This is a genomic window from Pseudomonas sp. Marseille-Q1929 (assembly GCF_017316265.1).
In the GTDB taxonomy this organism is placed as follows: Bacteria; Pseudomonadota; Gammaproteobacteria; order Pseudomonadales; family Pseudomonadaceae; genus Aquipseudomonas.
On sequence record NZ_JAFLWU010000014.1, the window covers coordinates 62,078 to 76,277 of the forward strand.

Annotated in this window: 15 protein-coding genes; 9 read left to right on the forward strand and 6 right to left on the reverse strand. The window is 62.6% G+C overall.

Annotated elements, in window-relative coordinates; genetic code table 11:
* Positions 1 to 79: 79 nt before the first annotated feature.
* Together J1G37_RS16515 and zapE are read right to left on the reverse strand one after the other, a co-directional pair.
* A complete protein-coding gene (locus J1G37_RS16515; RefSeq protein ID WP_207043420.1) occupies positions 80 to 1,372 on the reverse strand; it encodes a protein kinase in 1,293 nt (430 codons plus the stop codon).
* A 39-nt stretch (positions 1,373 to 1,411) separates the two neighbouring features.
* Positions 1,412 to 2,494 (reverse strand): cell division protein ZapE, encoded by a 1,083-nt coding sequence (gene zapE, locus J1G37_RS16520; RefSeq protein ID WP_207043426.1) that lies wholly within the window; start codon positions 2,492 to 2,494, stop codon positions 1,412 to 1,414.
* 224 nt (positions 2,495 to 2,718) lie between these two features.
* Between zapE and J1G37_RS16525 the strand changes: the two genes are divergently transcribed.
* Genes J1G37_RS16525 through J1G37_RS16555 form a run of 7 tightly spaced genes read left to right on the forward strand, consistent with a single transcriptional unit; the run spans position 2,719 to position 9,046 of the window.
* Positions 2,719 to 3,210: a spore coat U domain-containing protein gene (locus J1G37_RS16525; protein ID WP_207043563.1), complete on the forward strand. Its 492-nt coding sequence runs from the start codon at positions 2,719 to 2,721 to the stop codon at positions 3,208 to 3,210.
* Positions 3,204 to 3,746, forward strand: a complete 543-nt coding sequence (locus tag J1G37_RS16530) for a spore coat protein U domain-containing protein (protein ID WP_207043428.1) — start codon at positions 3,204 to 3,206, stop codon at positions 3,744 to 3,746. The genes J1G37_RS16525 and J1G37_RS16530 overlap by 7 nt, the downstream gene beginning before the upstream one ends.
* Before the next feature lie 18 nt (positions 3,747 to 3,764).
* Positions 3,765 to 4,298: a spore coat protein U domain-containing protein gene (locus J1G37_RS16535; RefSeq protein ID WP_124528891.1), complete on the forward strand. Its 534-nt coding sequence runs from the start codon at positions 3,765 to 3,767 to the stop codon at positions 4,296 to 4,298.
* Between the two features lie 47 nt (positions 4,299 to 4,345).
* On the forward strand, positions 4,346 to 4,798 hold the full coding sequence (locus J1G37_RS16540; protein ID WP_207043564.1) for a spore coat U domain-containing protein: 453 nt from the start codon (positions 4,346 to 4,348) through the stop codon (positions 4,796 to 4,798).
* A 26-nt stretch (positions 4,799 to 4,824) separates the two neighbouring features.
* Positions 4,825 to 5,607, forward strand: a complete 783-nt coding sequence (locus J1G37_RS16545) for a molecular chaperone (protein WP_207043430.1) — start codon at positions 4,825 to 4,827, stop codon at positions 5,605 to 5,607.
* Between the two features lie 42 nt (positions 5,608 to 5,649).
* Entirely contained in the window at positions 5,650 to 8,043 is a 2,394-nt protein-coding gene (locus J1G37_RS16550; protein WP_207043431.1) for a fimbria/pilus outer membrane usher protein, read from the forward strand.
* A gap of 10 nt (positions 8,044 to 8,053) precedes the next feature.
* Positions 8,054 to 9,046: a spore coat U domain-containing protein gene (locus J1G37_RS16555; protein WP_207043432.1), complete on the forward strand. Its 993-nt coding sequence runs from the start codon at positions 8,054 to 8,056 to the stop codon at positions 9,044 to 9,046.
* Here the strand turns inward: J1G37_RS16555 and J1G37_RS16560 are convergent.
* Both J1G37_RS16560 and J1G37_RS16565 read right to left on the reverse strand, forming a co-directional pair.
* Positions 9,043 to 9,780 (reverse strand): anti-sigma factor, encoded by a 738-nt coding sequence (locus J1G37_RS16560; RefSeq protein ID WP_207043433.1) that lies wholly within the window; start codon positions 9,778 to 9,780, stop codon positions 9,043 to 9,045. The two genes, J1G37_RS16555 and J1G37_RS16560, sit on opposite strands and share 4 nt — an antisense overlap.
* Entirely contained in the window at positions 9,777 to 10,283 is a 507-nt protein-coding gene (locus J1G37_RS16565; protein WP_124529016.1) for a sigma-70 family RNA polymerase sigma factor, read from the reverse strand. Before J1G37_RS16565 ends, J1G37_RS16560 begins: the two co-directional genes overlap by 4 nt.
* Positions 10,284 to 10,452: 169 nt before the next feature.
* Here J1G37_RS16565 and J1G37_RS16570 point away from each other — a divergent pair, with 169 nt between their 5' ends.
* Both J1G37_RS16570 and J1G37_RS16575 read left to right on the forward strand, forming a co-directional pair.
* The gene (locus J1G37_RS16570) at positions 10,453 to 11,535 is read left to right on the forward strand and encodes a catalase family peroxidase (RefSeq protein WP_207043434.1); all 1,083 of its coding nucleotides are present in this window, start codon (positions 10,453 to 10,455) and stop codon (positions 11,533 to 11,535) included.
* Entirely contained in the window at positions 11,532 to 12,071 is a 540-nt protein-coding gene (locus tag J1G37_RS16575; protein WP_207043435.1) for a cytochrome b, read from the forward strand. The genes J1G37_RS16570 and J1G37_RS16575 overlap by 4 nt, the downstream gene beginning before the upstream one ends.
* Before the next feature lie 39 nt (positions 12,072 to 12,110).
* Here J1G37_RS16575 and J1G37_RS16580 read toward each other — a convergent pair whose 3' ends face one another.
* The gene (locus J1G37_RS16580) at positions 12,111 to 13,262 is read right to left on the reverse strand and encodes a M14-type cytosolic carboxypeptidase (RefSeq protein ID WP_207043437.1); all 1,152 of its coding nucleotides are present in this window, start codon (positions 13,260 to 13,262) and stop codon (positions 12,111 to 12,113) included.
* Between the two features lie 465 nt (positions 13,263 to 13,727).
* On the reverse strand, positions 13,728 to 14,078 hold the full coding sequence (locus J1G37_RS16585) for a DUF3077 domain-containing protein (RefSeq protein ID WP_207043439.1): 351 nt from the start codon (positions 14,076 to 14,078) through the stop codon (positions 13,728 to 13,730).
* Positions 14,079 to 14,200 lie beyond the last annotated feature (122 nt).

Below are 14,200 nucleotides of genomic sequence, written 5' to 3' on the forward strand. Positions count from 1 at the left end.
CGGTCTATCAGCTGCTGATATGCAAACTGACCCACCGCTATCGCAGGCAAGCCAGCTCCCACAGTTGTATTGGGTTTTGTCAGGCAGATTTGAGCAGGGCTTCGATTTCTTCGAAGCCAGGACGCGCCAGCACATCCGACTGACAGCAACGCTCGCGCAGTGCCACCAGCTCTTCACTCACCCCCGCCTCAACCCGCTCCAGCAATTCCCCCAGCAACACCCCAAACGCGCGCACTTCAATACGCTGCAATGCCCTGGTTTCCAAGGTGTCCGCCGTGGCATGGAACGACGCCGCGCCAAAATCCCCGAGCAGGCAATCGCCGGCCTCATTCCACAGAATGTTGTGGCCGTACAGGTCGCCATGAGTGATGCCATGGCGGTGCAGGTGCGCGGCCACTGACGCAATGCACCGCGCCATGCGCAAGGCCACGTCCAGGCTGAACAGCGTGCCCGGCGCGTAGACGTCGCGGGTACACGACGCCAGGCTCGGCAGGGCGGCGAGGTTGCGGTAGCTGGGGGCGATCAGGTCCATCACCAGCGCGGCCTGATCATCGGGGTGGCCGACGACACGGCCTTCCACCTTGATCAGGTTGGGGTGTAGCCCGGCGGCGATGCACGCCTGCATTTCGTGCAGCGGCGAGCCGTCGCTGGTGATGGTGCCTTTGTAGAGTTTTACCGCGACGGATTGCCCCGAGGGCTTCCACAGGGCCTTGTGGATCACCCCCGAGGCGCCTTCTCCAAGTACTTCGGCCAATTCCAGCTCGGACCAGGGAATGTCTGGCGTGCTGTCATCGTCAGACAGCTGCACCGCCATTTCCACCGGGTTCCCCGCATACGCCAGCCAGGTCAGGCTTGGCAGCGCCAGCAGCCACTCGGGCAGGCGGGTGAAACGGTTGGAGGCGATGCGCAGCAGTTCAAGGTTATGGCAGTTGGCCAGGCTTTCCGGCAATTGCGTCAGGTGATTGCCGGCCAGCATCAGCTTTTGCAGCAAGGGCCGCTCGCCCAGTTCAACGGGCAACTGGCTGATCTGGTTGTCGGTGAGGATCAGCCAGCGCAACCGTGGCGGTAGCGCGGCGGCGGGCACGCGGGTGATCTGGTTGGCCTTGAAGCCGACCATGCTCAGCGTGGCGCACTGGCCCAGGCATTCGGGCAGTTCGGTGAAGGCGTTATCGGAGCAGAACAGCACGCGCAGGTGCGGCAGGCGGTGCAGGTCGTCGGGCAGTCGACTCAGGGCGTTGCCGCTGAGGTTGAGGATTTCCAGGGAGTCGGCCAGCTCGAAGATTTCCCGGGGGAACTCGGTCAGCCCGCAGGACAGGTCCAGACGCGTGATACCGGCCAATTGGCCGGCCTTGAGTTGGGCGAGGGTATGCATGAATGGCGCGATCTCTGGGCAACGGGGCGTAAATGGTGCTCATGATAGCGGTTGCGCGCGGCTCTTTTGCAATTGTCCGAGGCGACTTGCGGTGCGCGCAAGGTCGATGGCCTGGCCGTGCAAGGCTTGTTCAAGGGGCTGTTCGCCGATCAGGATCAGGTGCTTGTCCCTGTCGTAGAGCACGTCCACCAGGTTGATAAAGCGCTGTTGTACGGCAATCGGGCAATCCGCCAGCGCGGGCAGGCCGTCGATGATCCAGTGGTCGAAGTCGTGGCACAGCAGCAGGTAGTCCATCACCGCCGTGAGCTGCTCGCACAGGTCGTTGAAGGTGAAGGCGATGGTGCGCCCCTGAAGCCTGCGGCATTGTAACTGGCGGTTGCCGACGATCAGGGGCAGCGCCGGGCAATCCGCGGCAGGCAGGCCGAGCGCTTCCCGTTGGCTCGCGGTGCCTGGCCACAGGTAGTGCCCGGCGGTGAAACGTTGCGTGCTGTGGGCTTGGGGCAGGCTGCGGAAGTCCTCGGGCGAGCTGACTTCCAACACGTCCATGCGCGCGGCGATCAGGTCGATCACCGGCTTGAACCGTTGGTGGTACAGCGGGTTGGGCAGCAGGCCAGCGGGCGGGTAGTTGGAGGTGACCAGCACCCACACACCGCGCTGAAACAGCGCCTTGAACAGCCGGCTGATCAGCATGGCATCGCCGATGTCATGCACGTGGAACTCGTCGAAACACAGCACCTGGCAACCGGCCAGCAGCTCATCCAGGGTCACCGCCAGGGCATCGTCCTGTGCACGGTGCTTGAACATGCCCCGGTGCAACCGCGCAAAGAAATCGTGGAAGTGCACACGCTGCTTTTCGGCCATCGGCAGCGCCTGGAAAAAACCGTCCAGCAGCCAGCTTTTGCCGCGCCCCACCGGACCGTGCAGGTACAGGCTGCGGGTCGGCTGGCGTGCCAGCAGGTGCCGGGATTCGCGGGCCAGGGCACTGATGGCGCGGGTTTGCCCGGCGCTGAGGGTATAGCCCTGTTGTGCGGCTTTTTGCGCAAAGAACGTGGTGATAGGCGAGGCGTCGTGGGGCACGGTTTTTTTACCGAGCAAGCGACGGATCAGTGAAAGCGCGGCCAATGGGAATCACTCTGTCTACCGGTGGTCGCCTACTTTAGGGTTGTCTTCGCGTTTTGACCAATACAGAAGGGGGCCTCGCGTTATCTCGAAAAAGCATGACACGTCTGCGTTGCCCGGTGAGCTGGCAGTTTCCCCCTGACTGACTAGGCTCATACACAGCAGTCACCCCTGTACAAGGATTTGGGGCAGTGAAGGGACGAGCAGTATTGGCAGTCATAAGCGCGATGCTCTGCACCACGGCGTACGCTGCGCAGCTTCAGGTCGAAGTGCGCATCGACGTGCAGCGGGGTTGCCAGTTGGTGGGTATCACCCGCGAGGCGGGCATCGAGCAACTGGGCGTGTTGGATTTTGGCAGCGGCCCGCGTCTGGACGACCCGGCCGGGCCCTTGAGTGCGGCCTTGATCAGCCAACGCCAGCCGCGCCTGGAGTGCAACCCCGACACGCCCTATCAGATGCGCGTTGACGGCGGCCTGCATGGTGGCACCGGCGAAGTGCGTTACCTGAGCGCCGTTGCCCCTTCGAGCAAACCCATTCCCTATCGCATTTATGCCGACGCCGCACGGCGCGTCCCATTGTCGGTGGACGTGCCGCTCAGCGGTCGGGTGCCGGATTCCGGCAGCGTCGATTTGCCCCTCTACGGTCGTATTGAACCGCTCAAGGATATTCCCGTCGTTGGGCGTTATTCCGACCTGCTCAAGGTCACGGTCACATGGTGAGTCGCGGCTTGGCCCTTGTGGCAATGGGTGGCTTGTTGCTGCTGGCGGATGACGCGCAGGCGGCGGTCACCGGGCAGATCCACGCGCGTCTGGTGATTACCGCCAGTTGCGAAGTGAGCAAAGGCGCCGACACCACCCCGGTGACCCCGGACAGTGGCTCGGCCGTGCTGGATTTCGGCAGCCATGGGCCGACCTGGGACAACCGCTTGACCAGCGGTGTAACCGATGGCGAGAAGGCGCCGCTGGCCGTGTCCTGCAATCCGTCGCTGGTGAGCAGCTTCACGGTGACCATCGACGGCGGCGTCAACGGTGATGGCACTACCCGGCGCCTGAGCAATGGGCGCCAGACCATTCCCTATCGTTTGTCGGCTGATGCATTGGGGCGCAGCGCCTACAGCATCGGCCAGCAACGCAATTTCGTCGTGACCCGGGGCACCCAAGTACCGATTCCGGTATTCGGCTCGGTGGTGGCGAATACCAGGGCCCTACCGGCCGGCATTTATACAGACACCCTGACGGTGACTCTGGATTGGTAAACCATGAGGATGAAGATCATGCATGCACGTGTATCCAAGGTTGTTTTTCCATTACTGGCACTGGCGTGGGTGTCGGGGTCACAGGCGGCCACGGTGGCCGGGACGATTGGCGCGACCCTGGTGCTGACCAGCAGCTGCCAGGTCAACGGCGCGGCGGCCACCGGGGGGATGAGCTTCGGCGCATTGACCTTCGGCGCCTCTAACAGCTTGTTTACCGAGTCTTCGGGCCAGGTCCTGGGCGGCGGCGGTGGCGCGTTGTCGATCCTGTGCTCGGCCGGCACCTCGCCGACACTGACCGTAGCTGGTGGCGCCAATGACGGCAAGTCCACCGGCGGCACCCGCGCATTGTTCGACGGCGTTGCCAACTACGTGCCTTACGATCTTTATACCGACAGCGGCCACTCGAACCTGGTGGCCATCGGCGGGGTCATCCCTCTCGCCGCCAGTACGGGTGTGGCCCAGGCCGTGAATATCTACGGTAAAGCCACCGGCAAGGCGGGGCTGCCGGCGGGCACGTATACCGATACGATCAATGTGACCCTGACGTTTTAACTGCCATGAAATGGGCGGGATGGGTCGCGCTGTGCATCGGTTGGGGGATGCCGGTGTCGCTGTTGGCCGTGACCAGCCAGTCGTTCCAGGTCAGTGCGACGATCACTCCGGGGTGCCTGGTGGTCAGCGGTGGCAGTAATTACGGCAGCCTGGCGTTCGGCAGTTATTCGGCGCTGGCGACCAGCACCGCGTCGGTGGCGCTGGCCAACTCGGTCGTCTTGCAGTGCACGCCAGGGGTGGCGTTGAGCATGACGGTCGATGGCGGTTTGTATAACAGCGGCGGGCGGCGGATGCAGCTCAACAGCGGCACGGCGAAGGTGGCGTATCAGCTGTTTCGTGATGCGGCGCTGAGCCAGAGCCTGGGCATCAGCCAGAGCGTCAGCGTGGCCTATGCCAACGCGAACAACATCACCTTGCCGATTTACGGCCGGGTGCAGCTACCGGGCAATACGCCTGGGGGGACGTACAGCGACACGCTGCAGGTGCAGCTGACGTGGTAAGGCGAATGGCATAAGGAGTGGGATCTATGTATGCAGCTTCCCGGCAATGGTGGGTAGCGGGTTTGTTCGGTGTGTTGGGGGTGGCGGGGCAGGTGCAGGCGGCCAGTTCGGTGCTGATCTGGCCGATTGACCCGGTGCTGGAGGCCGATCAACAGGCCAGTGCGTTGTGGTTGGAAAATCGCGGTACAGAGACGGCCAACCTGCAGATCCGCGTATTTGCCTGGACGCAGAGCGGGTTTGACGAGCAATACCAGAACCAGCGCGATGTGATCGGCAGCCCGCCGGTGGCGAAGATCGCGCCGGGGCAAAAGCAGTTGGTGCGCTTGACCCGCACCAAGGAAGTGCCGCCAGGCCAGGAGCTGGCGTATCGCATCATCATCGATGAGATCCCCTCTGCGGAGCCCGTAGTGACTGCGGCGGACGGCAAGACTGCAGCGGCGGTGCGCTTTCAGATGCGCTATTCGGTGCCGTTGTTCGCTTACGGCCCAGGCCTTTGGAGCAAGGTTGATGGCGCCCGCGACCGTGACCCTAAAACGGCCGGCAAACCGGATCTGAGTTGGAGGAAGATCAGCGTCGCTGGCCGCAACTATGTGGAGATGCATAACCAGGGCGCCGTGCATGCGCGCCTGACGGATGCCAGCTTCAAGCAGGGTGGCCAGTCACGCCCGCTGGTTGAGGGCCTGATGGGCTACGTGTTGCCGGGGGCGACCATGCGCTGGCAAGTGCCGGACGGCTTGCCGGCCGACCAGCCATTACAGCTGCGGGTCAACGGCGGCACCCAAGTGGAGAGCCTGGCGCCGGGTCGGTAGAGCAGGCGCGACAGGGCAGGGAATAGCCCCGGGTTTTAACGGATGGAGATGTCCATTGATGGACACAAAGCCTTGGTGAGCCAGGTTTGGGCTCGTTGTCTATGGCGGTCGGTATGGGTAGTGGGCGGCGTGTCGGGCCTGGTGTTTGCACCGCTGGGCCTGGCTGCGCCGTTGCCGCCGCCGCCCAGCAGTATGGAGGCTGTCGCCGATGCACAGTTGTTCCTGGAACTGGTGGTCAACCAGCAGGATACCGGCCGTGTGGTTGCCGTCAGCCAGCGTGCGGGTGGGCTGTTTCTGCCGGCGAGCGTGTTGCAGGAGATCGGCATGAAGCTGCCGGGCGAAGTGCCGGTGGAGGTCGACCTGGATAAGGTGCCAGGCCTGCACAGCGACTACGACAGCCAGGCCCAGCGCCTGCTGCTCAACGTGCCGGCGAGCTGGTTGCCGGCGCAGTTTATCGGCAATCGCAACAACTACCCGCGCACCCAGGCGATGACGAGCTTTGGCGCCTTGCTCAATTACGATGCCTACCTCAACGACACCGATGACAGCAGCACCTACCTGGGCATCTTCAACGAAGTGCGCCTGTTCGATACCTGGGGCACGCTGTCCAACACCGGCCAATACCGCACGACCATCGGCCGCGAGCCCCAGGACAGCACGTTCAATAATGGCTACCGGCGCTATGACACCACCTGGCGTTTCTCCGACGATGAGCGCCTGCTGACCTACGAGGCGGGCGACGTGATCAGCGGTGCCTTGCCCTGGAGCAACTCGGTGCGCCTGGGCGGGGTGCAGCTGTCCCGCGACTTCGGCGTGCGCCCGGACCTGGTGACCTACCCGTTGCCGCAGTTCGCCGGGGAAGCGGCGGTGCCGTCGTCGGTCGACCTGTTTATCAACGGCTACAAATCCAGCAGCGCCGACCTGCAGCCTGGGCCTTACACCTTGACCAACGTGCCGTTTATCAACGGTGCCGGCGAAGCCGTGGTGGTCACCACCGATGCCCTCGGACGGCAGGTGTCCACCACGGTGCCGTTCTATGTCACCAGCTCGTTGCTACAAAAAGGCCTGGCGGATTTTTCCCTGTCGGCCGGTAATCTGCGCCGCGACTACACCGTGCGCGACTTCGGCTACGGCCCCGGCGTGGCCAGCGGCACCTTCCGCTACGGGTTGTCGGATGCGTTGACCGTGGAAAGCCATGCCGAAGCGTCCAATGACCTGACCCTCGGCGGCGTGGGTGGCAACCTGCGCCTGGGCAACTTCGGCGTGCTCAACACCGCCATCAGCCAAAGCCAGTTCGACGGCGGTTCGGGCCAGCAACTGAGCCTGGGCTATCAATACAGCAGCCAGCATTACAGCCTGTCCTACCAGCGGGTCGAGCGCCGTGACCAATACGCCGACCTGACCCTGATCGACACCCCGTACGCCAGCCTCAGCAAGCGCAGCGAGCAGGTGACGCTGAGCCTGAACATGAATGACTTTGGCAGCCTCGGCGTGGGCTATTTCGATGTGCAGGCGGCGGACGATTCGCGCACCCGCCTGCTGAACCTGACGTGGAGCAAATCGCTGTGGCGCAACACCAGCTTCTACCTGTCGGCCAACCGCGAGATCGGTGACAGCAACTGGGCCGTGCAAGGGCAACTGATCATCCCGTTCGACGTCTACGGCAGCCTCAGCCTGGGCAGCGAGCGCAGCAACAGCGGGCAGGTGCAACAACGGGTGAATTACAGCCGCGCCGTGCCGGCCGGTGGCGGGGTGGGTTTCAACCTGGGCTATGCCAGCGGCGATGCGCCGACCTATCGCCAGGCCGACCTGACCTGGCGCTTGCAGTCCGTGCAGTTGCAGGCCGGCGTGTATGGCACGCGTGACGCACAAACGCGCTGGGCCGACGCGGCCGGGTCGCTGGTGTGGATGGACAAGGAGTTCTTTGTCGCCAACCAGGTCAACGATGCCTTTGTGGTGGTAAGCACTGGCGGGTTTGCCGGGGTGCCCGTGCGCTACGAGAACCAGGTGGTCGGCGAGACCGATCGCAATGGGCATTTGTTGGTGCCGTGGAGCAGCGCCTACTACCGCGCAAAATATGAGATCGACCCGTTGAACTTCCCCACCAACGTGCAAGTGGCCAACGTTGAACAACGGGTGGCGGTGCGCCGGGGCAGTGGTTACCTGTTGGAGTTTCCGGTGCGCCGGGTGGTGGCGGCCAGCATCACCCTGGTGGATGGCCAGCATCAGGACTTGCCCCTCGGCAGCCAGGTGCGGCATGAACAAAGCGCGGGGTTGGCGGTGGTCGGCTGGGACGGTTTGGTCTACCTGGAGAACCTCGCGGCGCATAACACGCTGCAAGTCACCCTCAGTGGCGGGCAAAGCTGCCAGGCCACCTTCGACCTGGACATCACGCAGGCGCAGGTGCCTCTGATCGGGCCGCTGGTGTGTCAATGAATTAAGGAGCATGCGTGTGCGGGGCAAGGAATGGTTGTGGAGTCTGTGGGTGGCGGTGAGCCTGGGTGTGTCGACGCAGGTGCACGCCGCGTGCAGCGCGGTTGCCACTTCGCCGGCCAGCTTTGGCCCGGTGAGTTCGATGTCGGTGCTTGCCACGGCGCAGCTCAGTTCCACCACCAACGCCGGCCTGAGTTGCACCCCGCTGTTGCTGTCGATACTCGGCAGTGGCGACCAATTCACCGCAAAGATCACGGGGTCGACTCAGGGCGGCCTGCTGGGGCCGACCGGTGATGTGATCCCCTATACGATCTATGGCAACAACTCCACGACGTATCCCATTACGCGAGGCACCACGTTCGACTTTGGCGGCAGTAGCGGTATCGCCCAGAGCTACGGGTTGGTGTTCGGCCCAGGCACCAAGACCTTGCCGCTGTATCTGCGCAGTGTCGCCGGCAGCAACGTGGCGGCCGGCCTGTACAGCGAAACCCTGAGCATTCTGTGGACCTGGAACTACTGTTCAAGCATCAACCTGCTCGGCATTTGCCTGGGCCGCGACAGTGGCACTGGCACGCAGGCGCTGACGGTCAGCATGCTGGTGACCAACGACTGCCTGATCACCACGCCGGCTATCGCCTTCGGCAGTGCCCCGGTGGTCAGTGGGTTTGCCACCGTCAACGGCCAGGCCAGCGTCAATTGCACCAAGGGCAGCGCCTACACCGTCGGCCTCAGCGATGGGCAGCAGCCGGTCAGCGTCGGCGGGCGCCGCCGGATGATTTCCGGCAGCAACTATTTGGCCTACGACATCTTTGTCAGCGCTGGCACCACCCGTTGGGGCAGCGTCGGCGCGGCGCGGCGGGCCAGTGCCACGGCGGACATCAACCCCGGCAACGGCCTGGGTACCGGCAGCCAGGGCTTTAACTACAACGCCAAAATCTACACCGACCAGGCCACGCCGCCCGGGGGCACCTACCTGGATAACGTGGTGCTGGATGTCGGCTTCTAGAGCTTTTGCAGCGCGGGCGCCGGCTGATTCACGGGGCTGACCATCGCATAGTTGTAGCCGCCGCCGGACCAGTAATCGGCCTGCAAGCCATCGGCACTGCGGCTGCCACGGGGCAGGAAACCGTTGTCCGGGCCCGGTGGGCGAATGTAGAAACTGACCCGCCGCCCTTGTTGATCCTCATACAACACCATCGCCGCCGCGCCCTGGTCGGTGCTCAGCAAGCGCCCGCTGACCGGCGCGTAGCCCGCTGCACTCAAGTCCGGCAGGCGGCTGGCCTGGCTGAAATAGCGATCCAGCCAGGCTTGCATGCTGCCGCCGTCTTGGACGTGATAGTCGGCGGGCAGCACACCGTCCTGGGCAAACAGGCGGTAGGCCTGCATGGCATCGGCCATCGGCACCAGGGCCGGTTGCGTCGCTTCGCGCGCCTGCCAACCGCCAATGCCGCCGAGGCTGACGGCGATCAACAGCACTGCCGCTGTAGCGAAATGCCGGCGGGATTGGTGCTTGAGGCGTTGGCGAATCTGCGCCGGGTCCAACTCTGGGTTGGCCGGCTGTTGCAGGGCGCCGCCGAGTGCGGCGCGCAGCAACTGCGCATCCTGCTGCCAGGCATGGACCTGGGCGGCAACGTCGGGGTGGGCGGCCAGATAGGTGTCGAGCACACGGCGATCGCTGTCCAGAAGCTGGTGATCGACGTAGGCATGCAAATCGCGTTCGCTGGGGGGCAGGCTGATCATTTGAGTATCCGCAGGGAAGGGCTGGCAATTTCGCCATCACTGAGTTGACGCAAGGCTTGGCGCGCGCGGGACAGGCGCGACATCACGGTGCCGATGGGCACCTCAAGGATGTCGGCGACTTCCTTGTAGCTCAAGCCTTCGACCGACACCCACAGCAGCAGGGCGCGCTGTTCGGGGTTGAGGCGGTCGAAGGCTTGCAGGGTGGATTGTGCGATGACCGTGCGTTCCACCGACGGCTGCGCGTCGTCGCGGCCGCTGAAAAACTCAAGCATGCGCGCGTAGCGACGGCTGCGGCGGTGGGCGTCGAGGAACTGGCGGTAGAGGATCGAAAACAGCCAGGCACGCAAATCGCCTTCGCTGCGCTTGTCGGCCCAGCGGGTGATGGCCCGTTCCAGGGTGGACTGCACCAGGTCGTCGGCGCTGCTGGCGTTACGGGTCAGGGACACGGCAAAGCGCCGTAGCCTGGGGATGAGTTCACGTAACGCTTCGTCGAGTTCATGCATGGGAGTCGGGTTGGTCACTACGCTGGGACTAGAGAGACGTCCGGCGTTGGCGGTTATTCCAGCTCCGGGGAAATAAATCATAGGCGGGGGAATAGAGCGGGTCGGCGTTCGTCTTAATGCTCCGACCTTATGTTCCACCCCCTAAGGCCTCTGGCCCTGGAGCTCCTTCATGGTAGATCACTCTTCACCGCCCCGTCCTGCGCTGAGTACCGCGAGCCTGATCGCACGCCTGGCCGGTATTGGTGCCGTGGTTACGCTGGTAGCCGGGGCATTTGCCTACGTCAACGGCACGCTCGACCCACAGCGCTTGCGGCCAAAAACCTTGGTCAATGCCTTGGAAACCAATAACGGTGTACACCCGGGTTTCCGGCGCAATCATGCCAAGGGCGTGTGTGTCGCCGGGTATTTCGAGAGCAGTGCACAAGCCCGCGCGTACTCCAGCGCCCAGGTGTTCAGCGCGGCTAAAACCCCGGTGGTCGGCCGTTTTGCGTTGCCCAGCGGTAACCCCTATGCGCCGGACAGCAGCGTGCCGATCCGCAGTTTTGCCGTGCAGTTCAGCCAGGCCAACGGCCAGCAATGGCGCACGGGGATGAACAGCATGCCAGTGTTCCCTGTGGGTACGCCTGAGGCGTTTTACGCGATGCTCAAGGCAGGGGCGCCGGACCCGGCTACTGGCAAGCCGAATCCTTCAAGCATGCCTGCGTTTTTTGCCGCGCACCCGGAGACGGCGGCGTTCCTGGCGTGGGTCAAGACCGCCAAGCCGTCGGCCAGTTACGCGACAGAAACCTACAACGGAATTAATGCGTTTTATCTGGTGGGTGCCGATGGCAAGCGCCAGGCGGTGCGCTGGGAGGTGGTGCCGCAGCGTCAGGATGCAGCAGGTGACACTGCGCCGGCCGGTGCCGATTTTCTCGAAAAGGACCTGGTGCAACGCCTGGCTGCAGGGCCGCTGCGTTGGCAGTTGAACATGACCCTGGCCAACCCCGGTGACCCACTGGACGACGCGAGCAAGACCTGGCCGGGCGAGCATAAGGTGCTGAACGCAGGGACGTTGGTGTTGCAGAGCAGCCAGCCGCAGGCGGAGGGCGATTGCCGCGACATCAACTTTGATCCGCTGATTCTGCCCAGCGGCATCGAAGCCTCCAATGACCCGCTGCTGGCCGCACGTTCAGCGGCATATGCCAGTTCCTACCTGCGTCGTGCCGGTGAAGTCAGTGCGCTGCACAGCGCCCCTCAGGAGTCGAAGCCATGAATGCCCAACCGCGTTTTTTTGCACCCTTGGCGCGTCTGCTGCACTGGCTGATGGCGCTGATGATCATCGCCATGCTGTTTATCGGGGCCGGGTTGGCGGCATCGGTGTCGGAGCGCCATGCGTGGTTGATCCATCTGCACAAGCCTTTGGGGATTGCGATCCTGGCGTTGGTGATTGTGCGGCTGGTGGTGCGTTTTTCCACGCGCCAGCCGCCGTTGCCCGCCGACTTGCCGCTGTGGCAAGTGCTGGCAGCCAAGGCGTCGCACTTGGTGTTGTACGGGTTGATGCTGGTGTTGCCGCTGCTGGGCTGGGCGATGATTTCAGCGGCGGGCGATCCGGTGATGCTCAGCAGCTCGGTGCAGTTGCCCGCGCTGGTGGCGGCGAATGCGCCGTTGTTCGCGGTGTTGCGCAAGGCCCACGGGTTTCTCGCCTATCTGTTGTTCCTGACGGTGCTGTTGCACCTGGCGGCGGCGTTGTTCCATGGGTTGATTCGCCGTGATGGCGTATTGCAAAGCATGACGGGGACCAAGGACTGATCTGGGTTGAGCGGGCGTGCTCGCTCAACCCATCCAAAATCAGCGCAACACGCCGACGATATCGGCGACGGTGCTCAGCACGTCCTTGCCCAATTGCATCGAGCGTTTGCCCGACCAGCCGGTGTGGGGGTTGGGCGCGTCGTCGTTGTCCTTGAAGGGCATTTCCAGGGTCAGCGACAGGCAGTCGTACTGTTCACCAACGGCATTGCAGGCCAGGGTCATGTTGGCCTCACCCGGCAAGTCGCGGGTGTATCCGTGGGTGGTCTGGAAGTCGCGGGTGAGGGCGCTCAGGTGGCTGCGGAAGTGTTTTTCCAGTGCTTCGATACGTGGCGTGTAGCCTGGGTTGCCTTCGCAGCCGGCGGTGAAGACGTAGGGGATTTCTTCGTCGCCATGGATGTCGAGGAACAGGTCGACGCCGTATTTCTCCATCTGTTGCTGGACGAACAGCACTTCCGGGCTGATCTCCTGGCTGGCGCTCTGCCAGGCACGGTTGAGGTCCTGGCCCATGGCGTTGGTGCGCAAGTGGCCATGGAACGCGCCATCCGGGTTCATGTTGGGTACCAGGTAAAGGTCGGCGACTTTCAGCAGTTTTTTCAGTTCGCTGTCACCGTCCTGTTGCAGGCGCTCGATGATGCCTTCCATAAACCATTCGGCCATGTGCTCACCGGGATGCTGCTGGGCAATGATCCAGATATTGCGTCGGCCTTCGCCGCCTTTGCCACGGCGCAGTAACTGAATGTCACGGCCCTCGACGCTTTTACCGGTGGCCAGCAACTGGGTGCCGGCGCGGCTCAAGGCTTGGCCGATCAGCCAGTCGTGGCGTTCGCGGCTGTAGGGCTCGAAATAGGCAATCCACGCATGTTTTTCGCGGGTTTCGAGGCTGATGTGCAGGAGCTCGCCGTCAAAGCGCGTGGGCACGCGGAACCAGTTGATATGGTCATAGGAGGCGACGGCGTTGTAACCGCTCCAGGCGTGTTTATAGGACGACTGGCTCGCGTTGCTCAGGCGGAAGGTGTGGGTGTGGCCCACATGCATGCCTTCGGCCTTGAAGTGAAACCACTGGAAATGTGCGCTGCGGGTGTCGGGTTTGATGGCGAGCAGCAACTGATAGGCATCGCTGGCGTCAAGCACCTGGATATTGCCACTGTCGAAGTCGGTACTGATCCTGATGGAGGTCAAGGCCACGGTCATAGTCTGGTTGCCTGAATATGAGTGTTGTGGCGGATATCTTACACAGGAGCCAGGCAAAATCTTGATGCAAAATTGTTGCAGAGAGGAGGGGGCGTCGTCCTTGACGCGCCAGCAGCTTAGAATCTATGAGATTGATTCTCAAGCGCTAATTCGCAAAGATCCGACCTAGAGCGTTCGTTCGGCTTTCTTTTGGCGATGGTCTTTTGCTACCATGCGCGCCATCAAGCAACACACAGTCTTCATTAGCCTGAAGCCATGCCAGGGAAACTGGCAAAAAAAAGACCCGGCCAAAGAGCCGGGTCAAAAACCGTGATTAGCCTGATGAGGAGATATTCCAAGAGTCCGACCTAAGGTCCCTTGGTCTATCGACTGATCTCGCGATCAGTTAGGTCCAATAATAATCATTATCATTTGCAAGTCAAATGTTTTTATCGTCGGGATAGAAATATTTTTCCTTTGCGCCTGTTAAACGTTTGCCTGGGCCTGCGGCGCACGCAACGATCGCTCCACCATCGCCTTCGCCATATCAATCAAATACACCACTGAAAACGCCAGGTCGCGGTTGTTGCCTTGGTGGCTGCTCGCCGATTCATAGGCGGTGGCTGCGGCGCTGCGCAACAGGTCCGAGGCGTGGATCAATGCATCCTCGTGGCTGATGCCGGGTTTGATGCTGAAGAAGCTGTCGTCCGCGCCGGGTATCGACACCTCTTCTTTCAAGTAATAGTCCAGCGCGCGCTGGGCGGCGCCACTGCTGCGCATGTCGAGAATATCTGCGGTTTCGGGTAAGTCGGGCAGAGAATTCGGGCTTGTGTTCATAAGGGGCGGTACTCCGGTTGGGTGTCGAAAACCTTATGTCCGATGATAGTACGTATCGTATTTATGTCGTTTTATGGATTACTACAAACTGTTTATTGCCCGGGAAAATACCTCACGTATTG